The organism is Mesorhizobium sp. B2-3-14 (genome assembly GCF_006442175.1).
Classification (GTDB): Bacteria; Pseudomonadota; Alphaproteobacteria; order Rhizobiales; family Rhizobiaceae; genus Mesorhizobium; species Mesorhizobium australicum.
Genome location: NZ_VFVP01000004.1, coordinates 172,706 through 198,628 on the forward strand (window position 1 = coordinate 172,706; position 25,923 = coordinate 198,628).

Annotated in this window: 24 protein-coding genes and 2 tRNA genes; 13 read left to right on the plus strand and 13 right to left on the minus strand. The window is 62.8% G+C overall.

Annotated features, from left to right (window positions below):
* The first annotated feature begins 62 nt into the window (after positions 1–62).
* From FJ950_RS12580 to FJ950_RS12600, 5 genes are all read left to right on the plus strand, one after another.
* Positions 63–1,229 (plus strand): ROK family transcriptional regulator, encoded by a 1,167-nt coding sequence (locus FJ950_RS12580; protein WP_140617015.1) that lies wholly within the window; start codon positions 63–65, stop codon positions 1,227–1,229.
* A complete protein-coding gene (locus FJ950_RS12585; RefSeq protein ID WP_135864119.1) occupies positions 1,226–1,990 on the plus strand; it encodes an ATP-binding cassette domain-containing protein in 765 nt (254 codons plus the stop codon). Before FJ950_RS12580 ends, FJ950_RS12585 begins: the two co-directional genes overlap by 4 nt.
* A 39-nt stretch (positions 1,991–2,029) precedes the next feature.
* On the plus strand, positions 2,030–3,070 hold the full coding sequence (locus tag FJ950_RS12590) for a sugar ABC transporter substrate-binding protein (protein ID WP_015318183.1): 1,041 nt from the start codon (positions 2,030–2,032) through the stop codon (positions 3,068–3,070).
* A 117-nt stretch (positions 3,071–3,187) separates the two neighbouring features.
* Positions 3,188–4,183, plus strand: coding sequence for an ABC transporter permease (locus FJ950_RS12595; protein ID WP_140617016.1), 996 nt, complete (start codon positions 3,188–3,190; stop codon positions 4,181–4,183).
* Positions 4,184–4,213: 30 nt separating this feature from the next.
* Positions 4,214–4,984 carry an SDR family NAD(P)-dependent oxidoreductase gene (locus FJ950_RS12600; protein WP_140617017.1) on the plus strand — a complete coding sequence of 257 codons (771 nt, stop codon included), beginning with the start codon at positions 4,214–4,216 and terminating at the stop codon, positions 4,982–4,984.
* Between the two features lie 53 nt (positions 4,985–5,037).
* Here the strand turns inward: FJ950_RS12600 and FJ950_RS12605 are convergent.
* Positions 5,038–5,113 (minus strand) — tRNA-Val (locus tag FJ950_RS12605).
* Between the two features lie 217 nt (positions 5,114–5,330).
* Between FJ950_RS12605 and FJ950_RS12610 the strand changes: the two genes are divergently transcribed.
* Both FJ950_RS12610 and FJ950_RS12615 read left to right on the plus strand, forming a co-directional pair.
* Positions 5,331–5,407: transfer RNA gene (locus tag FJ950_RS12610), tRNA-Asp, on the plus strand.
* 312 nt (positions 5,408–5,719) lie between these two features.
* Positions 5,720–6,235 (plus strand): hypothetical protein, encoded by a 516-nt coding sequence (locus FJ950_RS12615; RefSeq protein WP_015318186.1) that lies wholly within the window; start codon positions 5,720–5,722, stop codon positions 6,233–6,235.
* Positions 6,236–6,307: 72 nt separating this feature from the next.
* Here the strand turns inward: FJ950_RS12615 and rbsK are convergent, their stop codons facing one another.
* Genes rbsK through ugpC form a run of 3 tightly spaced genes read right to left on the minus strand, consistent with a single transcriptional unit; the run spans position 6,308 to position 8,771 of the window.
* A complete protein-coding gene (gene rbsK, locus FJ950_RS12620; protein ID WP_140617018.1) occupies positions 6,308–7,237 on the minus strand; it encodes a ribokinase in 930 nt (309 codons plus the stop codon).
* Between the two features lie 4 nt (positions 7,238–7,241).
* The gene (locus FJ950_RS12625) at positions 7,242–7,694 is read right to left on the minus strand and encodes an RbsD/FucU family protein (protein WP_140617019.1); all 453 of its coding nucleotides are present in this window, start codon (positions 7,692–7,694) and stop codon (positions 7,242–7,244) included.
* A gap of 27 nt (positions 7,695–7,721) precedes the next feature.
* Positions 7,722–8,771 carry a sn-glycerol-3-phosphate ABC transporter ATP-binding protein UgpC gene (gene ugpC, locus FJ950_RS12630; RefSeq protein ID WP_140617020.1) on the minus strand — a complete coding sequence of 350 codons (1,050 nt, stop codon included), beginning with the start codon at positions 8,769–8,771 and terminating at the stop codon, positions 7,722–7,724.
* Between the two features lie 277 nt (positions 8,772–9,048).
* Between ugpC and FJ950_RS12635 the strand changes: the two genes are divergently transcribed.
* From FJ950_RS12635 to FJ950_RS12645, 3 genes are all read left to right on the plus strand, one after another.
* A complete protein-coding gene (locus FJ950_RS12635) occupies positions 9,049–10,713 on the plus strand; it encodes a sugar ABC transporter substrate-binding protein (RefSeq protein WP_015318190.1) in 1,665 nt (554 codons plus the stop codon).
* Between the two features lie 69 nt (positions 10,714–10,782).
* Positions 10,783–11,904 carry a sugar ABC transporter permease gene (locus FJ950_RS12640; RefSeq protein WP_140617021.1) on the plus strand — a complete coding sequence of 374 codons (1,122 nt, stop codon included), beginning with the start codon at positions 10,783–10,785 and terminating at the stop codon, positions 11,902–11,904.
* 6 nt (positions 11,905–11,910) lie between these two features.
* Positions 11,911–12,828: a carbohydrate ABC transporter permease gene (locus tag FJ950_RS12645; protein WP_015318192.1), complete on the plus strand. Its 918-nt coding sequence runs from the start codon at positions 11,911–11,913 to the stop codon at positions 12,826–12,828.
* Positions 12,829–12,873: 45 nt separating this feature from the next.
* Here FJ950_RS12645 and FJ950_RS12650 read toward each other — a convergent pair whose 3' ends face one another.
* Together FJ950_RS12650 and FJ950_RS12655 are read right to left on the minus strand one after the other, a co-directional pair.
* Positions 12,874–13,617, minus strand: coding sequence for a creatininase family protein (locus FJ950_RS12650; RefSeq protein WP_140617022.1), 744 nt, complete (start codon positions 13,615–13,617; stop codon positions 12,874–12,876).
* A gap of 3 nt (positions 13,618–13,620) precedes the next feature.
* Entirely contained in the window at positions 13,621–14,187 is a 567-nt protein-coding gene (locus tag FJ950_RS12655; protein ID WP_140617023.1) for an SIS domain-containing protein, read from the minus strand.
* 190 nt (positions 14,188–14,377) lie between these two features.
* On the opposite strand from FJ950_RS12655, the gene FJ950_RS12660 reads away from it, so the two are divergent.
* Positions 14,378–15,400 carry an aldo/keto reductase gene (locus FJ950_RS12660; protein WP_140617024.1) on the plus strand — a complete coding sequence of 341 codons (1,023 nt, stop codon included), beginning with the start codon at positions 14,378–14,380 and terminating at the stop codon, positions 15,398–15,400.
* Between the two features lie 83 nt (positions 15,401–15,483).
* Here the strand turns inward: FJ950_RS12660 and FJ950_RS12665 are convergent, their stop codons facing one another.
* From FJ950_RS12665 to clpP, 4 genes are all read right to left on the minus strand, one after another.
* The gene (locus FJ950_RS12665) at positions 15,484–15,756 is read right to left on the minus strand and encodes an HU family DNA-binding protein (RefSeq protein WP_015318196.1); all 273 of its coding nucleotides are present in this window, start codon (positions 15,754–15,756) and stop codon (positions 15,484–15,486) included.
* A 196-nt stretch (positions 15,757–15,952) separates the two neighbouring features.
* Complete coding sequence (lon, locus tag FJ950_RS12670) at positions 15,953–18,364, minus strand: endopeptidase La (RefSeq protein ID WP_015318197.1); 2,412 nt, start codon at positions 18,362–18,364, stop codon at positions 15,953–15,955.
* 274 nt (positions 18,365–18,638) lie between these two features.
* Entirely contained in the window at positions 18,639–19,913 is a 1,275-nt protein-coding gene (clpX, locus tag FJ950_RS12675) for an ATP-dependent Clp protease ATP-binding subunit ClpX (RefSeq protein ID WP_013532190.1), read from the minus strand.
* A 295-nt stretch (positions 19,914–20,208) separates the two neighbouring features.
* Positions 20,209–20,838: an ATP-dependent Clp endopeptidase proteolytic subunit ClpP gene (gene clpP, locus FJ950_RS12680; protein WP_015318198.1), complete on the minus strand. Its 630-nt coding sequence runs from the start codon at positions 20,836–20,838 to the stop codon at positions 20,209–20,211.
* Between the two features lie 334 nt (positions 20,839–21,172).
* On the opposite strand from clpP, the gene FJ950_RS12685 reads away from it, so the two are divergent.
* A complete protein-coding gene (locus FJ950_RS12685; RefSeq protein ID WP_140617025.1) occupies positions 21,173–21,766 on the plus strand; it encodes a hypothetical protein in 594 nt (197 codons plus the stop codon).
* Positions 21,767–21,768: 2 nt separating this feature from the next.
* Here the strand turns inward: FJ950_RS12685 and FJ950_RS12690 are convergent, their stop codons facing one another.
* On the minus strand, positions 21,769–22,872 hold the full coding sequence (locus tag FJ950_RS12690) for an FAD-dependent oxidoreductase (RefSeq protein ID WP_140617026.1): 1,104 nt from the start codon (positions 22,870–22,872) through the stop codon (positions 21,769–21,771).
* Positions 22,873–22,976: 104 nt separating this feature from the next.
* Here FJ950_RS12690 and FJ950_RS12695 point away from each other — a divergent pair, with 104 nt between their 5' ends.
* Positions 22,977–24,227 carry a cytochrome P450 gene (locus tag FJ950_RS12695; protein WP_140617027.1) on the plus strand — a complete coding sequence of 417 codons (1,251 nt, stop codon included), beginning with the start codon at positions 22,977–22,979 and terminating at the stop codon, positions 24,225–24,227.
* A 50-nt stretch (positions 24,228–24,277) separates the two neighbouring features.
* Here the strand turns inward: FJ950_RS12695 and FJ950_RS12700 are convergent, their stop codons facing one another.
* Positions 24,278–24,622, minus strand: coding sequence for a cupin domain-containing protein (locus FJ950_RS12700; RefSeq protein ID WP_140617028.1), 345 nt, complete (start codon positions 24,620–24,622; stop codon positions 24,278–24,280).
* Positions 24,623–24,628: 6 nt separating this feature from the next.
* A complete protein-coding gene (locus tag FJ950_RS12705; RefSeq protein WP_023773229.1) occupies positions 24,629–25,909 on the minus strand; it encodes an O-acetylhomoserine aminocarboxypropyltransferase in 1,281 nt (426 codons plus the stop codon).
* Between the last annotated feature and the right edge of the window lie 14 nt (positions 25,910–25,923).

Sequence of the window (25,923 nt, forward strand, 5' to 3'; positions counted from 1 at the left end):
TGAATTCCATTTGACTAAATAAATGTTTGATGCGAACCTTACGTCAAGTGGGGGCGCAAGGCATGGCATTGCGGGGGACCAATCAGGAATTCGGGCGGCCATACAACCGGCGCATCGTGCTTGAGTCCATCCGCCGTCATGGCCCGATTGCACGCGGCGACATCGCCAGGCACGTCGGGCTCACCGTGCAGACCGTGTCGACCATCGTTCGCGAACTGGAGGAACAGGGCTACATCCTGTCCGTGCGCGAAGAGCCGAAGGGACGTGGCCTGCCACCGGCAACGCTGCGCATCAACCCGGAAGGCGGCTATGCCGTCGGCATCCACCTGACGCCGCTTGGAATAGACGCCGCGCTGATCAATCTCAGCGGCGACGTTATCGAGAGTTCACGCCGCGAAGCGTCCAACGCGACGCCCGATCACGCGTTCGACCAGATCGGCGCCATGGTCCGCGACCTCACGGGCAAGCGGCCCGGCGGCCGCGTCATCGGCGTCGGCATGGCGCTTCCCGGCCCGTTCGACGTGGACTCCATGAGCTTTGTCGGCCCGACCACGATGACCGGCTGGAAGCATGTGGCGCTGCGTGAGCGGCTGACGGCCGCGACGGGATTGCCAGCATTCTTCGAGAGCGACATGGCCGCCGCCGCGATGGGCGAGCGGCTCTATGGCATCGGAGCCCGCCATTCCGACTATTACTATCTCTATTTCGGCGTCGGGCTTGGCGGCGCGATGATGCATGACGGCAGCGTTCTGCGCGGCGCCTGGGGCAATGCGGGCGAGATCGGCCACATTCCCGTGGTCCCCGATGGCGAGCTTTGCCCCTGCGGCAACCGAGGCTGCCTCGAGCGCTACCTCTCGCTCGAGGCGCGAGGCCGCCGGGCCGGCAGCGACGCCGATTGGGTGGCGCAAGTCGGCCCGACCTTCCGCAACACCATCGCCATCATCGAAAACCTCTTCGATCCAGAGACGGTCGTGCTCGGCGGCCTGGCGGCATCGGAACTGCTCGAGCGCCTGGCGGACGCGGCCGAACCGCTGCACAATTCGGTTTCGGCCCGCGCGGACCGCAAGACGCCGCGCGTCATCGTCGCCAGCGGCGGCCAGCATGCCGTGCTGCGCGGCGCGGCGGCGCTCGCCGTTTCAGGGGTGTTGTCGCCACGCTTCGGCCAGATGTTCGCCGCCGAACGCGAGCGCGGCCGCGACATACTTTCGGCCAGGGAGATTGCCGCATGAGCGAACCCCTGCTGGTGCTCGACAATGTGACCAAGAACTACGGCGCGATCGAAGCGCTGAAGGGGATCAGCTTTTCCATCGGCAAGGGCGAAGTGGTGGCGCTGCTCGGCGACAATGGCGCCGGCAAGTCGACGCTGGTCAAGATCATAGCTGGCGGTCTCGAACCGACCTCCGGCCGCATGCTGTTCGAGGGCAAGGAATTCCTGGCCCGGTCGCCGGCGGAAGCCAAGGCGGCGGGCATCGAGACCGTCTACCAGGACCTGTCGCTGTGCACCAATGTCGATGTGGTGGCCAATTTCTTCATGGGCCGCGAGATCACCAGGAAGGTTCTCGGCATTCCGGTGCTCGACGAGCGCGCCATGGAAGCCGTCGTCGGCAAGGCGCTGGCCAGCGCCGGGACCCGCATTCCTTCACTGCGCACCAATGTCGAGCATCTCTCGGGCGGCCAGCGGCAGGCCATCGAGCTGAACCGCTTCGTGCATTGGGGCGGCAAGCTGGTGCTTCTCGACGAGCCGTTCGCCGCACTTGGCGTCGAGCAGACCCGGCGCGGTCTCGACATGATCCGCCAGGTGGCGAGCCAGGGCATCGGCGTCGTCATCATCACCCATATCATGCAGCAGGCTTTTCAGGTCGCCGACCGGATCGTGGTCATCCGGCAAGGCGTCGTAGCGGGCGATGTCGCACGCAACAAGACAAGTCCCGATGCGGTGATCAACATGATCACCGGAGAGACGCTTGCCGGTGCCGGACCGGCGGGCTGAGGGACAAAGAGGGGTCCGGCTTAACAGGGAGCCAACGACATGAAGCGAATACTTCTTGCTGTCTTCGGTATCCTGGCACTGGCCTTTGCCACGCTGACGCCGGCATTCGCCCAGTCCAAGGGTATCGTCTACTACATGGTGCCGACATTGCTCGACGAATTCCAGACCGGCTCGGTGAGCGCGCTGGAGCTGTTCCTGAAACAGACCGGCTACGAGATGAAGACGCTGAACGCCGACAACAAGACCGACGCGCAGCAATCGCAGATGAACGACGTTATCGCGCTGAAGCCGGCGGCGATCATCCTGGCCGCCGTCGATTTCAATGCGCTGAAACCATCGATCGAGGCCGCGCGCGCGGCCGGCATTCCGGTGGTCGAGTTCGACCGCCAGATCACGTCGACACCGTCCGACTTCACGTCGGTCGCGGGCACCGTCGAGATCGGCTACGTCGCCGCCGAGCAGGCCGAAAAGCTTCTGAAAGCCAAGAACGGCTCGGTGAAGGGCAAGGTCCTGCAGGTGCTTGGCGATCCCGGCGATCCCTACACGCTGGACATCCAGAAGGGTTTCGAGGAGAAGATGAAGGCGTTCCCGGACGTCAAGATCATCTCGCTGCCGGCCATGCAGTGGGAGGCCAGCAACGCCGGCACCATCGTTGCCGACCAGATGCTGGCCAACCCCGACATCGACCTGATCTTCAGCCATGCCGCACACCTGTCGGTCGCCGCCGTCGCCTCGCTCGAGGCCGCCGGCAAGAAGCCGGGCGACGTCATGCTGATGAGCTCGAACGGCGCACCGGTCGGCCTCGACCTGATCCGCAAGGGCTGGCTCAACGTCGAAGTCGAGCAGCCGCTTTACGCACAGGCCGCCGCCGTCGCCATGTTCATGGACAAGGTCGTCAAGAAGGAAGAGATCAAGCCCGGCGAATACGATGTGCTTGGCCTGAAATCGACCCTCACCAAGGAAGCCTGGGGCCCCAACATCAAGATCCCGGGTGCCGCCATCACCAAGGAAAACGTCGACAACCCGGCTTTCTGGGGCAACCAGAAGCCGCCGACGGATACCGTCAAGCCGGTCGAATAGACAGGCGGCCCGACCGCTCCGGGCCATACGAGGCCCGGAGCCCTGCCCCTGCCCGCATGAAACGAGACGCAGGCAACCTGCCGCGGCCTTGATCCCGCACGCCAACCGGATCGACACATGAACCCTCGCACACGCCACGCCCTGGAGTTCGTCCTCGACAACCTCGTCTGGTTCATGCTGCTTTTTGTCCTGGTCGTCTTCTCGCTGTTCATCCCGAACTATTTCCAGCTCGGCATCTTCGCCAACATCATCGAGGCGTCGAGCGTGCTCGGCGTGATGTCGATCGGCCTGGCGCTGGTCATCATTGCCGGGCACATGGACCTGTCGGTCGAATCCGTCGCCGCTCTCAGCGCCATGGCGGTGGGCATCCTGTTTTGTTCCTCGGGCATTGGCCTCGGCGTGCAGTTGCACCCGGGATGGCTGATGGTTCCGGTCTCGCTGCTGCTGGCGCTGGCCGTCGGCGGCCTCATCGGCGCCTTCAACGGCTATCTCGTGGTCAAGGTCAAGATGAGCGCCTTTATTATCACGCTCGCCTCCTACATCTGGGTGCGCGGCCTGGTGCTGGTCATTTCGGGCGGCCGCTCGGCGCAGGATCTGGCACCCGCCATCCGCTGGTTCGGCATCCAGCGCCTGATCGGTCTGCCGCTTACCGCCTGGATCGCGGTGGCCTGTTTCGTCGTGTTCTCGCTGATCATGGCCAAGACCCCGTTCGGCAGGCACCTGGTGATGATCGGCGGCAATGAAACCGCGACCTTCCGTGCCGGCATCCGGGTGAACCGCAACCTGATCATCGCCTTCGTGCTCGCCGGCGCCATCGCAGGGCTGGCCGGCTGGCTGCTGGCGATCCGCACCTCGGGCGCCACCGCCAATCTGGGCGTCGGCCTTCTGTTCAACGCCTTCGCGGCCGTGGTTATCGGCGGCGTCAGCCTGAAGGGCGGCGTCGGCACCTTGCCCGGCGTCTACGCCGGCGTGCTCCTGCTTTCTGCCATCAACACGGCGATCAACCTGATGGGCCTGCCCGCCAACTTTACCCAGGTCATCCATGGCCTGCTGGTGCTAGCAGCCGTGCTGCTCGATGCATTCAAGCAAACCATTCGCCAACGATTGGCGTGAGACGGGGATTGGCGTGACAGGACGGTTCGCATGACAGGACGACTGGAAGGCAAGGTGGCGCTGATCGTCGGCGGCGCGCGCGGCATCGGTAAGGGCATCGCGCTGCGCTTCGCCGAGGAAGGTGCAAGGCTGGTGCTCGCCGACTCCGAGACCGAGGCCGGGCGGGCAAGTGCGGATGAGCTTGGCGTCCCCTTCATCCGCACCGACATCTCGCAAATGAGCGACGCCGAGGCCGCCGTGGCGCTTTCGCTGAAACACCATGGCCGCCTCGACATCATCGTCCAGAATGCCGGCATCTATCCCTGGCAGTTGATCGAGAACACCAGCGCCGACGACTGGGACCGCGTCATGGCGGTCAATTTGCGCGGCACCTTCAACGCCAGCCGCGCGGCCCTGGTGCCGATGAAGGCGCAGCGCTTTGGCCGCATGCTCTACACCTCCTCCATCACCGGCCCGCATGTCACCAGCCCCGGCCATGGCCACTATTCGGCGACAAAAGCAGGCATCAACGGCTTCATTCGCGCCGCGGCACTGGAATTCTCCGGCTACGGCATCACCGTCAACGGCGTCGAACCCGGCAATATCCTCACCGAAGCCATCCAGGAGCATCGCGGCGCCGCCTATATCAAGAACATGGAAGATTCGATCCCGCTCGGCCGGCTCGGCAGCCCACGCGACGTGGCCAACGCCTTCCTGTTCCTCGCCTCGGACGACGCCAGCTACATCACCGGCACGACCATTGTCGTCGATGGCGGACAGTTGCTGCCCGAGGGGAAGGATTTCCGTATGGTGCCGCCGTGATACCGCGAGGCGCCAGCGGCCGGCTCTCAGCTGACTTGAAATGTGAGTTTGAATGGTGGGCGATGACGGGCTCGAACCGCCGACATCTTCGGTGTAAACGAAGCGCTCTACCAACTGAGCTAATCGCCCGCTCCGGGCCGGACCTTTAAGCGGTCGGGACCTGCTTCGCAAGGCCAAATGAGTGCGGGATGCCCTGTTCGCAGGCCGGATTTGCGAACAAAATGCCGGCTGTCAAAAAACCTTCTCCTGTTTGGCGTTATGATGGTTTGGTGCGCTTGACACCCGGTAGCGAACCCCTTATCCAGCGCCCCAACGACGAACACGGCTGACACGTGCTCGTCAATGCGCGGGTGTAGCTCAGTTGGTTAGAGTGCCGGCCTGTCACGCCGGAGGTCGCGGGTTCGAGCCCCGTCACTCGCGCCATTTCCCCTCAAGGATGATGATCCTTGGCTCCGGGGAAATGCCGATAAAATTGTCAAAGATCTCTCCAGGAACAGCGTCCGAAGACCTTCTTCGGCCCGGTTCTTCTCGGCTCCAAAATCACTCTTGCATGAGCGATGCCTTGGAATCCACGACGCGATTCGTGTGGGTCGCCAAGCAACGGACGAAGAGGCCCTGCGGACAGCGGACGACTTGGTCGTTGCGAATCTGCTTGCGCAATCGCCCACAAAACGCTCGATTCATGCCGCAGGCAGCCACATTGCAGTATGCTGCCGGAATGGCATGGAGGACGTAATGTCAATTGCACCGAACATTTCCACGCGCACGATATTCACGCTGATTTGCCTGGGTGGCGCGACGACGGCCGCATCCGTCCTTTTTCCCGCCGCCGCGTCGGCCGACCGGCTGCAGCGATGCGCTCGCGAGGGTGAGATCTGCCGCCTGCCCTATCCCGCCGAGGTCGTCTACGGCGCCAGGGGCCGCACGACCTCGCGTTACATCGAGCGCAACGCGGTACCCTGTTCGAACCGCGTTTTCGGCGATCCCGCGCCGGGCAAGGAAAAGTTCTGCTTCATCGTGAAGCGCGACCGTGACGAGTCGAACGACGACTACGATCAGCCACGCCGCGAGAAGTGGGCGGTCTGCGCCGAGGAAGGCGAATTCTGCGATTTCTATGGCCGCAAGGTGGTCAGGTATGGCGCCCGCGGCCGGTTCACGCAGGACGTGTTCCGCAATGGCGTCCAATGCGACAACGATGCATTCGGCGATCCCGCTCCCGACCAGGGAAAGCGCTGCTACGTCATGCAGTAGCTTCTCAACGCCCACTGACCGGGAGGCCAGAACGGTCTGGGCTCCGGGGTCCCCGCGAGCTCTGAGCAAGCCTCAGCGCTTGGCCAGCAACGCCTCGACCTCCTGCGATGTCGGCATAGACGGTGCCGTGCCTGGACGGGTCACCGAAATGCCGGCCACGGCGCAGGCGAAGCGCACCGCCTCCAGCGGCTCCACGCCGCGCGAAAGTGCTGCGGCCAAGCCGCCGTTGAAGGCGTCCCCCGCGCCGGTGGTTTCGACGACAGGGCCGGCACTGATGGCGGAAACATGCTCGGAGCGGTCCTTCGTGTGCAGGAGCGCGCCCTTTTCGCCCAGCGTGACGATGACCGTGCCGACGCCCTTTTCGAGCAGCTTGCCGGCGGCGGCGCGAGCCTCCTCGACCGAAGAAACTTTCAGCCCGGTCAACTCCTCCGTCTCTGTCTCGTTCGGTGTAAGATAGTCGCAGAGCGTGTAGATGCGGTCGGGTAGCTTTGCCGCCGGTGCCGGAGCGAGGATGGTCGTCACCCCGGCCCCGCGTGCGATCTCCAATGCCCGCAGCGCGGCATCGATCGGCTGTTCGAGCTGCGTCACGAAAACACCGGCCCCCCTGATAAGGTCGGCATTGGCTTCGATGTCCTCGGGCGTGATCAGCATGGCAGCGCCGGGGCTGACGATGATGGCATTGTTGCCGCTCCCCTCCTCGACGAAGATATAGGCGGCACCGGTGTAGCTGTCTGGCGTGTCGATGGCGGCGCTCTTCACGCCGGCATCCTTCCAGGTCCGCTTGGCCATGTCGGCGAAGGCATCGACACCGAGGCGGGTCAGGAACGCGACGTCGGCCCCCAGCTTGCCAGCGGCCACGGCCTGGTTCGACCCCTTGCCGCCTGGCCCCAGCTTGAAGGAATTGCCAAGGATCGTTTCGCCCATGCGCGGCTGGCGCTGGGCCCTGTAGGCCGTGTCGGCGACAAACACACCGAGGATGACGACCGGCTTGCCCGAGGCCATGCCGCTACTCCGCATCCGGCGGCACGACGCCCTTGCGGAAGGCAAAGCAGCCGTAGAAGCGGCGTTCGCCGGTCTGGATGACGCAATAGGCCTGCTTGGCGCGCTCGTAGAAGGCGTAACGCTCGACCGGCACCATCGGCCAGGACTTGCCCTCCGCGGCATCGATCTCTTTCTGCACTTCCTTCTGCACGGCTGGGATCTCGTCCGGCTTTCCGACGATCTCCATTCGGGCGGCGGAATCATCGACGAACGTGTCCAGCGGGTAGAGCGACAGCACCGCCTTGACCACTTGCGCCGCCGGCGCATCGATGCGGAGCACCCGACCGAGCGCCGTCTGGCGCGCCACCGAATCGGACGGGAAGTTGGTGTCGGCGATGATCAGGTCGTCGCCATGCCCCATCGCCCGCAATGCCTGGAGCACGTCGGCATTGAGCAACGGATCGATCCCTTTGAGCATGATGGTCCTCGTGGAGTGCGTTTGAGATCAGAGACGCTTGCCGGTCTCGGCGTCGAACAGATGGATATGGTCGAGCCTTGGCCGGAGCTTCAGCGTATCGCCGGGCTTGAAGTCATGGCGCTCGCGAAACAGCGCCACCATCTCGCCGTCGCCGAAGCGGAGGAACACCAGGGTTTCCGAGCCGGTCGGCTCGACCACGGAAATCTTCGCCGGCACGCCTTCGGGATGGATTTCGAGATGTTCGGGGCGCACACCATAGACGACGGAGCGCCCTTCCTCGACGGTGTTGTTCGGAGCGACCGGGAATAGCGTTCCGGCAATCTCGACGCCGCCCTTGCGCCCGGTACCCTTGAGCAGGTTCATCGACGGCGAGCCAATGAAGCCGGCAACGAAAAGGTTCGCCGGCCTGTCGAAAAGCTCCAGCGGCGCGCCGACCTGTTCGATGCGGCCATCGCGCATGACGACGATCTTGTCGGCCATCGTCATGGCCTCGATCTGGTCGTGGGTGACATAGATGGTGGTGGTCTTCAGCCGCTGGTGCAGTTCCTTGATCTCGGTGCGCATCTGGACGCGCAGCTTGGCGTCGAGGTTCGAAAGCGGCTCGTCGAACAGGAATACCTGCGGATTGCGCACGATGGCGCGCCCCATGGCGACGCGCTGACGCTGGCCACCGGAAAGCTGGCGCGGGTAGCGCTTCAGATAGGGGCTGAGGTCGAGGATGTCGGCGGCGCGCTTGACCCGCTCGGCAACCACGGCCGGATCGGTCTTGCGCAGCTTGAGGGCGAAGGCCATGTTCTGCTCGACCGTCTTGTGCGGGTAGAGCGCATAGTTCTGGAACACCATGGCGATGTCGCGTTTTGCGGGCGGCAGGTGATTGACGACACGGTCACCGATGGCGATCGTGCCGCCGGAGACGGTCTCCAGCCCCGCCACCATCCTGAGCAGCGTGGACTTTCCGCAACCGGACGGGCCGACAAGCACGACGAACTGGCCATCGGCAATGTCGACGCTGACTTGGTGCAGAACCTTGACGGTTCCAAACGCCTTGGCCACATTGCTGATCGCGACTTGAGCCATCGTTCCCCCATCGGCTCCACTGGCCGCAGGCGCAGAAGCTAACCAACGCGACCGGTCAGGGCAAGTCGGTCTCTTATAGATAAAAACCCGTCCTCGTTGACACGGCGTTTGGTTGTGAGAATAGTGACGAGCGCCAATCCGAACGCCGGTACTCTACCCGAAAAAACGGAACGCGAAGCGACGCAGGCCGGGGTCCTGATTTCGCTTCTAAAAAGGCCAGCGCCCGGCACGATTGGCACTTTCGATTCACGACTAACGTTCTGGGAGGAAATAGTCCATGCGAGTAGGTCTTTACGACAAACTGGTACGTGCCGGCGCCACAAGGCGCGACATATTGAAGGGCGCGGCCTCGATGGCCGCGATCGCCGCCGCATCCGGCGCCGGACTTGGCGCGCTGACGCGCCCGGCTTCCGCCGCAAGCGAACTGCGCTCGAAAATCCTGCAGATCCCCGGGGTTGGCAAAGGCCAGCCGACAGACGCCGACTTCCAGAAGGTCGGCGAGCTTTGCCTGGAGGCGACCAAGGCCAATGTCAAGGAAGGCGAGTTCGCCGGCGTCGAGCTCACCTTCATGGGCCTCAACAACCAGAACCTGCACAATGTGCTGTTCCGTGGTTTCCTGAAGCCATGGGAGACCTATACCGGCGCCAAGATCAGCTGGATCGACCTGGCGCAGGCCGACTACAACGCCCGCCTGCAGCAGTCGATCGCCACCGGCACCGTCGACTTCGACATCATCGAGATGGGCGCGCCGTTCGAGGGCGACGTCTGCGGCAAGGGCCTGACTTCGGAGATGCCCGACTGGGTCAAGAAGCAGATCGACTTCGACGATCTCGTCAACTACCTCAAGCCGCCCGTCGGCACGTGGGATGGCAAGCAATACCGGGTCACCATCGACGGCGACGCGCACAATTTCAACTACCGGACCGACGTGTTTGCCGATGCCGACCTCGCCAAGCAGTGGAAGGATGGCGGGGCGACGAGCGAATGGGGCGTGCCTAAGACCTGGCAAGAGGTTCAGGCCGTGACCAAGTTCCTCAAGGGCAAGAAGTTCAAGGGCCAGGATGTCTACGGCTACCTCGACGCGCCCAAGCCCTGGGGTGGGTTCGGCTTCTATTTCCTGGGCAGCCGTGCCACCGCCTACGCCAAGCATCCCGACGACAAGGCCTGGCTGTTCGACGCCGACACGATGAAGCCACGCATCAACAATCCGGCCTGGGTACGCGCCATCCAGGACGTCATCGACGCCCTGCCGTCGGAGCCGGCCGACCAGATCAATGCCGACCCGAACACCACCGCCTTCCAGCAGTTCCTGGCCGGCACCGGCTCGATGATCCCCTGGTGGGGCGACGTCGGCTCGAACGTCAAGACCAATGACAGCTCGGTCATCGGCGATGTCACCGGCTTCTCGATCCTGCCGGGCTCCGACGATGTCTACAACTCCAAGACCGGCAAGTGGGAGAAGCTTGCCAGCGGACCGAACTATTCGCCCAACTGCGCCTATCTCGGCTGGGGCGTCTATGTCATGGCCCGCGTCGATAGCGACGAAAAGAAGAAGAAGGCGGCATGGTCGGCCGCCGCCCATCTCGGCGGCAAGGATCTGTCGATCTGGACGGCGATGTATCCGTCGGGCTTCCAACCCTACCGCAATTCGCACTTCGACATTCCGGAATGGGTGGCGGCCGGCTACGACGAGGCGTTCATCACCTCATACCTGAAGTCGGAAGGCGACAGCTACAACCATCCCAACGCGGCGATCGAGCCGCGCATCCCCGGCATCTTCCAGTATTACAGCGCCGCCGAGGATATCCTGGCCAACACCTTCGCCGGCAAGATGAAGGCGCAGGAAGGCGCCGATGCCATCGCAGCCGCCTGGGAGAAGCTGACCGACCAGATTGGCCGCGACAAGCAGATCAAGCTCTACAAGGCCTCGCTCGGCATGTAGGCTGCCCTGTGAACCGTGGTCCGGCGGCAACGCCGGGCCACAGCCTTCCCTTCCAAACGGGCGAGATTTGTGGCTGACCAGACTTCGACCGCGACCCGGTGGCCGGCAGACGCCGCCCCCTATGATCTGATCCCGCCGGGCCGCAGGCGTCTGGGCTGGGCGCTGATGGCGATCGCCACGCTCGGCCTGCTGGCAACGATCGTGGTGCAGATCCTCTACAAGACCGAGGTCGATACGATCGGCTTCGAGACATGGCGGCCCGTGGTCTACGCCTATGTGCTGTGGGGTGTGGCGATCGGCATCGGCCAGGTTCTGACACGCGGCGAGGACGGCCAGCGCGCGCTGTTCCTGCTGCCGGCCCTTTTGTTCACCATTGCGATGGTGATCTTCCCGACCCTGTTCGGCTTCTACATCGCGCTGACCGATTGGAACCTCTCCTCCTTCAGCGGCCGCAGGTTCAACGGGCTCGACAATTTCTGGCAGATGCTCGCCGACCCCTACTACCGCAACGCCCTGTTCAACATGGTGCTCTATGTGCTGGCGGTGCTGGTCGAATATGTCATCGCCTTTGGCCTGGCACTGCTCCTCAACGCGCAGATCCGGGCTCGAAAGTTCTTCCGGGTGGTGTTCCTGATGCCGCTCATGCTGTCGCCGGTCGCGGTGTCGTGGATGATCGGCAAGTCGCTGATGGAATACCGCTTTGGACCCGCTGCCACGCTGGCGCGCCATCTCGGCTGGGAAGACCCGGCCTTCTTCTCGAACCCGATCACCGCCCGCATCTCGATCATGCTGCTGGACGCCTGGACCTTCATTCCGTTCATGATGATCATGCTGCTGGCGGGGCTGCAGGCGATGTCGCGCGAGGTGCTGGAGGCGGCACGTGTCGACGGCGCCACGGCCTGGCAAACCTTCTGGCAGGTCACTTTCCCGCTGATGCTGCCGGTGTCGGTGACGGCGGTGATCCTGCGCATCATCTTCAAGCTGAAGCTTGCCGACATCATCATCACGGTCACCTCGGGCGGTCCGGGCGGCGCCACCGATTCGGTCTCGAGCTTCATCTACCGCGAATACCGCGACCGCTCGAATGTTGGCTATGGCACCATGCTGGCGATGGCCTATCTCGTCATCATCGTGGTGTTCGTGACCTGGCTGTTGAAGTTCGCCGGCCGTTTCGTCCGCAATGTGAATTAGGTAGAGATGAGCGTTCAGACCACCGACTACGTCGCATCCGAAATCCGCTCGCCGGCGAGCTTCCTCGCCAGCCGCGTCTTCATCTATGGCGCGCTCGCCTGCTGGGGCTTCATCTGCCTGTTTCCGATCTATTGGACCATCACCACATCCTTCAAGACGGCGGTGGATGTCACCCAGGGCCACCTGATCCCGTTCGTCGACTTCCAGCCGGATTGGAAAGGCTGGCGATCGCTCGGCCTGTCGCCGGACTCGATCTTGCAGACATCGACGGTGCGCGACGAATTCCTCAAGCGCTTCATGAATTCCGTCATCACCTCGGTTGGCGCGTCGAGCCTGGCGATCATCATCGGCAGCCTCGCCGCCTATGGCCTGACCCGCTACCGCTACCATTTCGCCTGGTTCAAGAACGAGGACATCTCCTTCTTCTTCCTGTCGCAGCTCATCCTGCCGCCGGTGGTGCTGGCCCTGCCCTTCCTGGTGCTCTACCGTGAAGTCGGATTGCTCGATACCCGCGTCGGACTGATCCTGCTCTACACGCTGATGGTGCTGCCGATCGTCATCTGGATCATGCGCGACCAGTTCAATTCCATCCCCGTCGAACTCGAGGAAGCAGCCCTCGTCGACGGCCTGTCGATCTGGGGCGCCTTTTTCCGTATCGTCATGCCGATCGCGCTGCCGGGCATGGTGGCCGCCTTCATCCTGGCGATGGTGCTGTGCTGGAACGAGTACTTCTTCGCCGCCCTTTTGACCTCGACGGACGCCAAGACTATTCCCGTCATGGTCGCCAGCCAGACGGGCTCGCAAGGCATCAACTGGTGGTCGATGGCGGCGCTTGCCACGGCCGCGATCGCGCCGCTTGCCGTCATCGGCATCGCCCTGGAGCGCTACCTGATCATGGGCATGACCGCTGGCGCGGTGAAGTGACCGGGCGTCTTCACCTCCCCTCGGTCGGAGAAAGGTCGCGCTAATCTAAGCCTTCAGGATCGCGCGCAGATGATCCATGATCATGGCGACGCCCTTCTGTCCAAGTGCTGCCGAGGCTTCCGCCGCAGTTGCCGTATACCAGCTTTTGTTGTCCGCGAAATGCGCGGCGTCCACCGCTTCCGGGCATAGCGCCAGCATCAGCGATGTCTCGCCGATGCCGGCATGGTCGAACGGATATTTGCCGTTCATGGCGGTCGGCATCAGCGGGTGCACCTGCACCCAGTTGAAGAAGTTTTCGCCCTCGGCATGTCCGGCATAATAGTCGGCCATCGTCTCTGAACCCCACCAGCCCTCGCCACGCTGCTTCTCGAGGAAGCGGAAGATCGCCTGTCTGCCTGCGGTCTTGAAGGCGAGATCCGTCGGCATGCCGGCGGCGAAATTCTCGGTCTGGTGATGAATGATGGCGTGGATGTTGCGAAACCCAATGCGCAGCAGGCTGTAGAACAGCGCCTCGCCGAATGGCGCCAGTTGATTGCCGCCGACCTGGACGGAGCCGCTGCCTTCCGGCGGTGCCACCGCGTAACTCGCCGCGCCATAGTAGAAGGGCGGCAGGATGACGACATCGCTCTCTTTTTCGAACAGCTCCAGCGTCTTGATGACTGCCAGCGTATCCATGCCGACGGCCATGTGCTCGCCATGGTATTCCAGCACGCCGAGCGGCAGCGCGACCGGCCAATTCTGGGCGATTGCCTTTCGGATCTGGTGCGGCAGCATCAGTTCATAGCGCATGATCTATTCCATGTTGGTGTGGCGGGCGCGCATGGCTTCCGGCGACGCCGCGGTCATCTCCCTGAGTTTCAGCACCATGATCTCGAACAGCACGAACAACGCGCCCTCGAACACCGAGCCCATCGGCAGCACCGACGTCTTTTGCGGCCCCTGGTCGTCGGCCATGGTCTGCGCCGGGATCAGCAGCGTCAAATCGGCCAGCCCTGCGGCGCTGCCGCCTGCCTGGGCGGTCAGGAGCAGGACGGTGGCGCCTGCCTCGCGCGCGATGCGCATCAGGGTGAGTACGGTCGAGGTTTCGCCGGGTCCGGAACTGACAAGCAGGACATCGCCCTGCCCTACAGGCGGGGTGGTCATGTCGCCGACGACCGAAACCGGCAGGCCCAGATGATAGAGCCGCATGGCGAAGCCCTTCACCTGCAAGGCCTCGCGGCCGCAGCCATAGACGACGATCTGTCTGGCACCGACCAGCATCCCACAGGCGGCGTCGCTCCGATCGCCATCGACGCGCGCCAGCACCGCGCCAAGCTCGTCGAGCGCGGTCTTGAACATCTCCGAGCTGGAGTTGCTCACGGCCGCGCCGCCTGCGCGCCGGCAATCGAATTGGATTGGCAATTCCTGATCACGCTTTTCCCCGGAACAGCTTGATTTGGTTCATGCTAGCAACCGGGAAAATGCGTGTCCAACGCTCAGCGGCGCTTTTGCCAAGCCACGAGCGTGATAGTGTCATGTCAGACAAATCAATCCGGGAAAATTTCAAGATATGAAGACACGGCATTTCGACCGCATCGGCAATGGCGGCATCACCTTCACGGAGCTGGGTTTCGGTACAGCGCCGCTCGGCAATCTTTACCGCGCCGTCTCCGACGAGGATGCCAATGCGACGCTGGAGGCCGCCTGGGCGACCGGCTGCCGCTATTATGACACCGCGCCCCTCTATGGGCTCGGCCTATCGGAAACGCGCCTCAATCCGTTCCTGCGATCCAGGAAGCGCGACGACTACGTGCTGTCGAGCAAGGTCGGCCGCATCATGCGCGCCTGCCCGCCAGAAGAGCGCACCGGCATCGGCAAGTTCTTCGACACGCCGTCGCGCAAGGAGGTCTACGATTACAGCTATGACGGCGTCATGCGCTCGTTCGAGGCCTCGCTGGAGCGGCTTGGCGTCGACCGCATCGATATCCTGTTCGTGCACGATGTCGATATCTTCACCCACGGCAGCAAGGAGGCGTCCGACCGGCGCATCGAAGAGTTCATGCGTTCGGGCTATTATGGCCTGCTCGCCTTGCGCGACCAGGGCGTCATCAAGGCGTTCGGCGGCGGCATCAACGAATGGCAGGTGGCCCAGACCCTGGCCGAGCGCGGCGATTTCGACCTGTTCCTGCTTGCCGGGCGCTATACGCTGCTGGAACAGGAGGCGCTGACATCGTTCCTGCCGCTTTGCCAGAAACGCGGCATCGGCATCGTTCTCGGCGGCCCGTACAATTCCGGCATCCTGGCCACCGGACCGAAGTCCGGCGCTTACTACAATTATTCCGAGGCGCCGCAGGAAGTGCTCGATCGCGTGGCGCGCATCGAGGCCGTCTGCAAGCGCCATGGGGTCAGGTTGATCGAAGCCGCCCTGCAGTTCCCGCTGTTGCACCCGTCGGTGGTTTCGGTCATCCCCGGCGGTCAGCGGCCTGAAGAGGTCGAGAGCAACCGCTCGCTCCTGGACGCCAAACTCCCTGCAGCGCTCTGGGCCGACCTCAAGAACGAAGGCCTCATGCGCGCCGACGCCCCGACAGCTTGAGGAGCTACCGTCCGGCCCAATACGCCGAAAAGAAAAGCCGGGCAAGCCCGGCTTTTCTGGTTTTTTCAAAAATAAAAACGCGCTTAGTTGACGGCGTCCTTGAGACCTTTGCCGGCCGAGAACTTCGGCACGGTGCGCGCCGGGATCTTCACTTCGGCGCCGGTCTGCGGGTTGCGGCCGGTGGATGCGGCGCGCTTTGACACGGTGAAATTGCCAAAGCCGACAAGCCGGACATCGCCGCCCTTCTTCAGTTCGCCGGAGATGACAGAAAACACTGCATCGACCGCAGACTGCGCGTCACCCTTCGAAATGCTCGCGGCGTCGGCGACAGCGGACACCAGTTCGTTCTTGTTCATAAAAATTCCCTTCCATGAGAACACCGGAACTCACGACTCATCCGGCAGGAAACGGACTTTAGAAAGAAGCGTTCCCGCAACCAAGTCGAAAAGGCAGGAAAATAGCGGAAAAAGCCCGGAATTCCGGGGTTTTTCACATGAAAAAGCCGGGCGCGAGGCCCGGCTTTCTGTTTGTGCGCTGCAACCTTAGAAAAAACTAATGCGCAAGCGACTTTCCAGCGTCATCGCTCGTGTCCGTGGAAGCCGGCGGATTGACCGGTTCGACCCATTCGATCGGCTCCGGCATCCGCACCAGCGCGTGGCGCAACACCTCACCGACGCGTGAGACCGGAATGATTTCCATGCCGTTCTTCACGTTGTCCGGGATCTCCGCCAGATCCTTGGCGTTGTCTTCCGGGATCAGCACCTTCTTGATGCCGCCGCGCAGTGCGGCGAGCAGCTTCTCCTTGAGGCCGCCGATCGGCAAGATGCGGCCGCGAAGCGTTATCTCGCCAGTCATCGCCACATCGGCCCGCACCGGAATACCCGTCAGCACCGACACGATGGCCGTGGCCATGGCGGCACCGGCGGACGGACCGTCCTTCGGCGTGGCGCCTTCCGGCAAGTGCACGTGGATGTCGCGCTTGTCGAACAGCGGCGGCTCGATGCCGAAATCGATGGCGCGCGAGCGGACATAGGAGGCCGCCGCCGAGATCGATTCCTTCATGACGTCGCGCAGATTGCCGGTCACCGTCATGCGGCCCTTGCCGGGCATCATGACGCCTTCGACCGTCAGCAGCTCGCCGCCGACTTCCGTCCAGGCAAGACCGGTGACGACACCGACCTGATCGTCAGCCTCGACCTGGCCGAAGCGATAGCGCTGAACACCGAGATAGTCGGCGAGGTTCGCCGCCGTGATGCTCACCGTCTTCTTCTTCGTCTTCAGGATCTCGGTCACCGCCTTGCGCCCGAGCTTCATCAGCTCGCGCTCCAGGCTTCTGACGCCCGCTTCACGGGTGTAGGTCTGGATGATGGCGCGGATCGCGTCCTCGCCGACGGAGAACTCCTTTGGCTGCAGCGCGTGATCGCGGATCACCTTCGGCATCAGGTGCCGCTTGGCGATTTCGATCTTCTCGTCCTCGGTGTAGCCGGCGATACGGATGATCTCCATGCGGTCCATCAGGGGCGCAGGGATGTTCAGCGTGTTCGCCGTGGTCACGAACATCACGCTCGACAGGTCGTATTCGACCTCGAGGTAGTGGTCCATGAACGTCGAGTTCTGTTCGGGGTCGAGCACCTCTAGCAGCGCGGACGACGGATCGCCACGGAAGTCCTGGCCCATCTTGTCGATCTCGTCGAGCAGGAAAAGCGGGTTGGACTTCTTGGCCTTCTTCATCGACTGGATGACCTTGCCGGGCATCGAGCCGATATAGGTGCGCCGGTGGCCACGGATCTCGGCCTCGTCACGCACGCCGCCAAGCGCCATGCGGATGAATTCGCGACCGGTCGCCTTGGCGATCGACTTGCCGAGCGAGGTCTTGCCGACGCCGGGAGGGCCGACGAGGCACAGGATTGGCCCCTTCAGCTTCTTCTGGCGGCTCTGCACGGCAAGATACTCGACGATGCGGTCCTTGACCTTGTCGAGGCCGAAGTGATCGGTGTCGAGCACGTTCTGCGCGTAGGCCAGGTCCTGCTTGACCTTGGAGTTCTTGCCCCACGGGATCGACAGCAGCCAATCGAGATAGTTGCGCACGACAGTCGATTCGGCCGACATCGGCGACATCGTCCTGAGCTTCTTCAATTCGGCATCCGCCTTTTCGCGGGCCTCCTTGGAGAGCTTGGTCTTCTTGATGCGAGCCTCGATCTCGGCGGCCTCGTCGCGGCCGTCCTCGCCCTCGCCGAGCTCCTTCTGGATCGCCTTCATCTGCTCGTTGAGGTAGTATTCGCGCTGCGTCTTCTCCATCTGGCGCTTGACGCGCGAGCGGATGCGCTTCTCCACCTGCAGGACGGAGATTTCGGCTTCCATGAAGCCCATCGCCTTTTCCAGCCGCTCCTTGACGGAAAGCGTGGCCAGCATTTCCTGCTTTTCAGGGATCTTGATGGCAAGATGCGAGGCAACCGTGTCGGCGAGCTTGGAATAGTCGTCGATCTGGCTGGCGGCACCCACCACTTCGGGCGAGATCTTCTTGTTCAGCTTGACGTAGTTCTCGAAGTCGGTGACGACCGAGCGGGCCAGGGCCTCGACCTCGACCTCCTCCTCTTCCGGCTCGACCAGAGCCGTGGCCTTGGCCTCGTGGAAGTCGGGACGGTCGGTGAAGGAGACGATTTTCGCGCGCGAGGCGCCCTCGACCAGGACCTTGACGGTGCCGTCGGGCAGCTTCAGCAATTGCAGCACATTGGCGAGCGTGCCGATGTCGAAGATCGCATCGGGCTCGGGATCGTCATCGGCGGCATTCATCTGGGTGGCAAGCAGGATCTGCTTTTCCTGACCCATCACCTCTTCCAGCGCCTTGATCGACTTTTCGCGCCCGACGAAGAGCGGAACGATCATATGCGGGAACACCACGATGTCGCGCAGTGGGAGGACCGCGAAGACGCCGTCGCTGGGAGCCTTGGATATTTTGGCCATTGTCCAACCTTTCATGTCGCGGCCACCATCAGGCCAACCGCGAATCTCATATTAACGACCGGGGATCGTTCCGCCTACCACCGTTTATGACGGGAGTTTTACAGCACAGAAATCGGGCACCTCGGCCTTCTCGTGTTAGGTGGAGGCAGGCAGGGCAAAGATCAAGAGTTAACATCGTCCCCAATCCACTCCATCGCGACGCTGTGCCGGTTCCTCACAGCAAAACGGCGCCGCAGGGGCGCCGTTCCATAAAAATATAGGGCCAAGTGCCATATCAGGCGCTGACATTGCCCTTCTTTTCCTTCTGTTCGGAATAGATGTAGAGCGGCCGGGCACTGCCGGTCACCACCTCTTCCGAAATCACAACCTCACGCACGCCTTCGAGCGCGGGCAGTTCGAACATCGTGTCGAGCAGGATCGCTTCCATGATCGAACGCAGGCCGCGCGCGCCGGTCTTGCGCTCGATGGCGCGCTTGGCGATCGCAGAAAGCGCGTTCTCGTGGAAGGTCAGATCGACATTTTCCATCTCGAACAGGCGCTGGTACTGCTTGACCAGCGCATTCTTCGGCTCGGTCAGGATCTGGATCAGTGCCGGCTCGTCGAGATCCTCCAGCGTCGCCAGGACCGGCAGACGGCCGACGAACTCTGGAATGAGGCCGAATTTCAACAGATCCTCGGGCTCGACCAGGCGGAAAACATCACCCGTGCGGCGATCCTCCGGCGAGGCGACGACAGCTCCGAAGCCAATCGAGGTTTTCCTGCCGCGATCCGAAATGATCTTGTCCAGCCCGGCAAAGGCGCCCCCGCAGATGAACAGGATGTTGGCGGTGTCGACCTGCAGGAACTCCTGCTGCGGGTGCTTGCGGCCGCCCTGCGGCGGCACGGAAGCGACCGTGCCTTCCATGATCTTGAGCAGCGCCTGCTGAACGCCCTCGCCCGACACGTCGCGGGTGATCGAGGGATTGTCGGACTTGCGTGAAATCTTGTCGATCTCGTCGATGTAGACGATGCCGCGCTGGGCGCGCTCGACATTGTAGTCGGCCGACTGCAACAGCTTCAGGATGATGTTCTCGACGTCCTCGCCGACGTAACCGGCCTCGGTCAGCGTCGTGGCGTCGGCCATGGTGAAGGGTACGTCGATGATGCGGGCCAGCGTCTGTGCCAGCAGCGTCTTGCCGCAGCCGGTCGGGCCGATCAGCAGGATGTTGGACTTGGCCAGCTCGACATCGTTGTTCTTGCCGGCATGCGCGAGGCGCTTGTAGTGGTTGTGGACGGCCACCGACAGCACGCGCTTGGCGTAGGGTTGGCCGATGACATAGTCGTCGAGAACCTTGAGGATCTCCTGCGGGGTCGGCACGCCCTCGCGCGACTTCACCATCGAGGTCTTGTTCTCCTCGCGGATGATATCCATGCACAGCTCGACGCACTCGTCGCAGATGAACACCGTCGGACCGGCGATCAGCTTGCGCACCTCGTGCTGGCTCTTGCCGCAAAACGAGCAATAAAGCGTGTTCTTGGAATCACCGCTGTTGTTGCCGACCTTGCTCATTTTCATGTCCTTTCATGGCCGCCCGCCGATGGTCTGGCTGAAAGGGCGCATACTCTATTTATCGCGGGAATCCGCCGCCGCCAGTCTTCCGGCTCCCGCAACGTATTCCGTACGAAACACAAATCAGAAAACGTGGCAATGATTCGCAGCTTCCCCACGCAAAGCTAAGCCGTCGAAAATCAACATAGCCTTAACGTAGGCAATCCCGACCTCCGAGGGAACAGCCAATTGTGGCCGAAATGACGCAAGACACGCCAAAAGCGCGTGATGGTGCCATCCAACTGCCAACTAGCCTTTATGCCAACGCTCCCTCGGCCGCCTCGCGCGACGAAATGACCTTGTCGATCAGGCCAAAATCCTTGGCCTCGTCGGCGGTCATGAAATGGTCGCGGTCGAGCGTCTTCTCGATGTCCTCATAGCTCTTGCCGGTGTGCTTGACATAGACCTCGTTGAGACGACGCTTCAGCTTGATGATGTCCTGGGCGTGACGCTCGATATCGGACGCCTGCCCCTGGAAGCCGCCGGACGGCTGGTGAACCATGATGCGGGCGTTGGGCGTGGCGAAACGCATGTCCTTGTGGCCGGCGGTCAGCAGCAGCGAGCCCATCGAGGCCGCCTGGCCGATGCACAGCGTCGACACGGCCGGTTTGATGAACTGCATGGTGTCGTAGATCGCCATGCCCGAGGTGACGACGCCGCCCGGCGAATTGATGTAGAGGTTGATTTCCTTCTTCGGGTTCTCCGCTTCGAGGAACAGGAGCTGCGCGCAGACCAGCGTCGCCATGCCGTCCTCGACCGGACCGGTGATGAAAATGATGCGCTCCTTGAGGAGGCGCGAGAAAATGTCGTAGGCCCGCTCGCCGCGATTGGTCTGTTCGACCACCATCGGAACGAGGTTCATGTAGGTTTCGACGGGATTCTTCATCAGTTATCTCTTGTCTCGCGGTGGGATTCCGGCGCCGGACAGGCTGGCAGCTCGGGCAGAATCGGTTCTGGATCGTTAAGATGTAAATAGGATGCCGGCTCATCCTTGTGCAAGGCCGACCCGTCCTAGCCATCTGGGTAAGTCGAATCAAGCTTCCGGGCAAGAATTAGCAGCAGCTGATGCCACGCCGACCTCAAATACCGACCGGCCCCGCCAGGGTAGCAGTTTCTTAACCTCGTCACTTAACGAAATGCGCCAAAACCGCTTTTCTCCGCAACGGCTTCCCCTACAATTCAACGTTGAACTTGTGCCTACAGTTCAGACGGGGAGTGCCATGTCCGGGAAAACCACATGCTTCACCATTGCAGGGATGACCATGCTCGGCTCGATTTCGCAAACGGCGGCCGGTGGTCGCGCCGTCGAATGCTACGAGCCCGTCCACACACCGGCCGTTTACGACACCGTCTACGAAGACGTCATGGTCAGCCCTCCCGGCCAGCAGATCGTCGACTATGATCCGCCGATCTATGGCACGCGCGAGCGAGTGGTGATGACTGTGCCGGCCCAGGTTCGGTATGAGGTGGTGCCTGCGGCCACCAGGACCGTCTATCACACCGTCAGGGTCGATGGCGGCGGCTATTCCTGGGAATGGCGCGTCATCCATGGCCGCCGCGTGTTGTGCAAGGTTTGGCACAAGGCACGCTTTGAACGCGTCGCCGAGACGGTGGTGATCCAGCCCGAGCGCACGCGGCGCGTCGTCATTCCGGCGCAATATGACAGCATCGCCGAGGAGGTGCTGGTGCGGCCCGAGCAAAGGCGCGTCATCGATATTCCCGCCGCGTACCAGACCGTCCCGCGCCGCGTGCTGGTGCGCGAAGGCTCATCCGGCTGGCGGCGGGTGCATATTCCAAGGCACTGCCAGGACTAGGCTTAGGCCACCTCGGCCCGCAGCCAGGCCTTAAGACCGACGACATCGCCATCGCCAATGGTTTTGGCCACACGACGCCCGACCGCCGCGCCGAACTTGTAGCCGTGACCCGAGCACGCCGAGACGACCAGGCACTTGCCGGTCTCATGCGCCAGGAATTTCTCGTCATCGGTGAACGTATAGGCGCAGGTGACCACTTCGGTCACCTTGTACTCCTCGATGCGGGCGATCGGCGGCGAAAACAGGTTGCGGATCGCCTCGCCCTCGCCGGGCACCGGCTCGCGGTTCCAGTCGGCGTCGCTGGTCGGCACCTTGTGCAGGCCCGAGCCGAATTTCATGCCGGCGCCCCGCGTAAGCGGGATCATATAGCCGTCGGTCGTGCCGCCGACATCGAGAATGACGGGCGCCGCCTCCCAGGCGGCCCTGAGATCGGCCGGCGGCTCGACATAGGCGAGCGCGGTGCGAAAGGTCTTCAATTCGCCGCCGAGTTCGGGGAACAGCTTCAGCACCCAGGCGCCAGCGGTAACGACGATGCGGTCGGCCTGCATCGTCTCGCCGGATTCGAGCACGATATGGCCGGCCTCGGCATCGATCTCCGTCACCTTGCTGTGCTCGTAGACGTTGGCTCCATTGGCACGCAGCCATTTGGCCAGCCCGGCCGCTATTTTGCGGCAATGCAGCGCGCCGCCCTCGGGCGAAAAATAGGCGTAGCGGAACGAGCCGGCCTCAAGGAACGGCCAGCGCTCTACGGCTGCCTCCGGTCCCAGCAATTCGAAAGGGAATTTTCCCTCTTCCAGGCCCTCGCGGTATTCCTCGGCCTCGTCGCCGGGCTCGCGCGAAACGCAGACGAAGCCCCGCGCGTCGAGGTGGTTCTCGCCGAGATCGGCCCACATCTCGTCCCAGGCCTCGTAGGCTTCGGTGATCAGCAGCCCATAGCCGGTTCCAGCGCGGTAGGCGCGGCGGATGATGCGGTGATGGTCGCCCGATGCCGCCAGCGGATTGGGGATCGGCCCCTGCTCGACAACCGACACGGCGTGGCCCGCCTTGACCAGCGACCACGCCGTGGACAGACCGGCGATACCCGCGCCGACAACGATCACATTCATCCGTTCAGACCTTCCGCAACCCTACTGCCTGGCTCAATGCATCGGGCTGTCGGACGCAACATACGGTCTGGAACCGGGCTGGCAAGCCGCGCTATGGGTCTGGCATGACCAAATCGACGCTCTCCTATCTGGCCTTTGATCCAGCCACTCGCCAGCTCAGACTCGACCCGCGCGAACCGGCTTTCTTCCTGAACCCTTACGAGGCCTACGGCTTCCTGCACGAAGCCTCGAATGCGTTTTTCTGGGAAGAGTTCGGCTTCTGGTGCTTTGGCGGCTTCGGCGACGTCAACCGGCTGTTGCGCGACCGCCGTTTCGGCCGCCAGAACCCGGCCGGCATCCCCGACAGCCGCGGTGTCGGACAAGACAGGACCCATCTCAAGGCATTCGACGGCATCGAAGCCAATTCTATGCTCGAGCTGGAGCCACCGGTCCATACGCGGCTGAGAACACTGGTCAACCGGGCTTTCGTCTCCCGTCAGGTCGAACGGTTACGGCCGCGCGTCGAGGCGCTCGCCAACGAATTGATCGATCGTTTCGAACCTGGCAAGGCCGTCGACCTCCTGCCGGCCTTCGCCTCCCCGCTGCCAATCACCATCATCGCCGAAATGCTTGGCGTGCCGGTGGAGATGGGGCCGCGACTGCTCGACTGGTCGCATCAAATGGTCGCCATGTATATCCACGGCCGCACCCGTGAGACCGAGGAGACGGCCAACCGTGCCGCGGGCGAATTTTCCGATTTCCTGCGCGGCTACGTGACCGAACGGCGCAAGAAGCCGGGCGATGACCTGCTGTCGCTGCTGATCTCGGCCCAGGAGGACGACCAGAAACTGTCAGAGGACGAGCTGGTCTCCTCGGCCATCCTGCTGCTCAACGCCGGCCACGAAGCAACCGTGCACCAGACCGGCAATGCCATCCACTCCATCCTGGCACAAGGCGGCGACCCGCGCCGCTTCTTTACCTCACCCGAACTGACGGCAGCAACGGTCGAGGAATGCCTGCGTTTCGATGCGCCGCTGCACATGTTCATGCGCTATGCCTATGAGGAAATCCAAATCGCGCCCGGCATCGTCGTGCGGCCGGGCCAGACGATCGGACTTCTGCTTAGCATGGCCAATCATGATCCGCATGCCTTCGCCGAACCGCAGACCTTCCGGCCGGAGCGCACCGACCAGAAGAATGTATCATTCGGCGCCGGCATCCATTTCTGCATCGGTGCGCCGCTGGCCCGCCTCGAACTGCAGGTTTCGCTGAGGACCTTGTTCGAGCGGCACCCGCAACTGCATCTCGCCGAACAGCCGCGCTTCCGCGACACATACCACTTCCATGGGCTGGAACGACTTGCCGTCCATTTTTAGCTAGCGAGTTGCCCGGAAATCCGATCGGATTCTCGATATGTGATCAAGCTTCAAAGCTTGATCACATACTCCTTGCGAGTCGTTTCAAGCACTTCCCAGCTTCCCTTGAAGCCCGGCCGCAGCACGAAGCTGTCACCGGCTTTGACGGTGCGCGCTTGGCCGCCCTCTTCGGCGATTACCGAAACACCTGAGAGAATGTGGCAGAACTCCCATTCTTCATAGACGATGCGCCACTTGCCCGGGGTCGATTCCCAGATGCCGGCATAGAGGCCGCCGTCGCGCTCCTCGACGTTCCAGGTGCGGAATTTCGGATCGCCCGAGATCAGGCGATCCGGCGCCGGCGCGCCGGATTCGGGTTCGACGCCTTTGGTGTCGACGGAAAGAAACGCGGTCATATCAGGTCAGACCTTGGCGAGCGCCTGTTCGAGGTCGGCGACGATGTCGGTGACATCCTCGATGCCGATGGACAGCCGCACCGTGTCGGGTCCGGCACCAGCCTTGACCTTCTGTTCGTCGGAAAGCTGGCGGTGCGTGGTCGATGCCGGGTGGATGACCAGCGACTTGGTGTCGCCGACATTGGCCAGGTGCGAGAACAGTTCGAGTGCCTCGACGAATTTGATGCCCGCCTCGTAGCCGCCCTTGAGGCCGAAGGTGAACACGGCGCCGGAGCCCAGCGGCGAATATTTCTTCTGCAGCGCGTTGTTCTTGTCGCTGGGCAGGCCGGGATAATTCACCCAGGCGACCTTGGGGTGGTTGGACAGCCAGCCGGCGACCGTGATCGCATTGTCGCAATGACGCTGCATGCGCAGCGGCAAGGTCTCGAGGCCGGTCAGGATAAGGAAGGCATTGAACGGCGAGATCGCCGGGCCGAGATCGCGCAGACCGAGCACGCGCGCGGCGATGGCAAAAGCGAAATTGCCGAAGGTCTCGTGCAGCACGAGGCCGCCATATTCGGGGCGCGGTTCCGACAGCATCGGGTATTTGCCCGACTTCGACCAGTCGAAGGTGCCGCCGTCGACAATGACGCCGCCGATCGAATTGCCGTGGCCGCCCATGAACTTGGTCAGCGAGTGGACGACGATGTCGGCGCCATGCTCGATCGGCCGGATCAGATAGGGCGAGGCCAGCGTGTTGTCGACGATCAGCGGCAGGCCGTGCTTGCGGGCGATGTCGCCGATCTTCTCGATATCGACGAAGGTGCCGCCCGGATTGGCCAGGCTCTCGATGAAGATCGCCTTCGTCCTGTCGTCGATCTGGCTCTCGAAGGTCGAGATGTCGTTGGTTTCGGCCCAGCGCACCTCCCAGCCATAATTCTTGAAGGCATGGCCGAACTGGTTGATCGAACCACCGTAAAGCTTGTTGGCGGCGACGAAATTGTCACCGGGCTGCATCAGATTGTGGAACACGATGACCTGCGCGGCATGGCCGGAAGCGACCGCAAGGGCGGCCGTGCCGCCCTCGAGGGCCGCGACGCGTTCTTCGAGCACTGCCTGGGTCGGGTTCATGATGCGGGTGTAGATGTTGCCGAAAGCTTTTAGCCCGAACAGCGAAGCGGCGTGGTCGGCGTCATCGAAAACAAAGGAGGTCGTCTGGTAGATCGGCGTGGCGCGCGCGCCGGTGGCCGGATCGGGCTTGGCGCCGGCATGGACGGCGAGCGTGTTGAAACCTGGCGAACGGGTCACTGAAACCTCCCTTT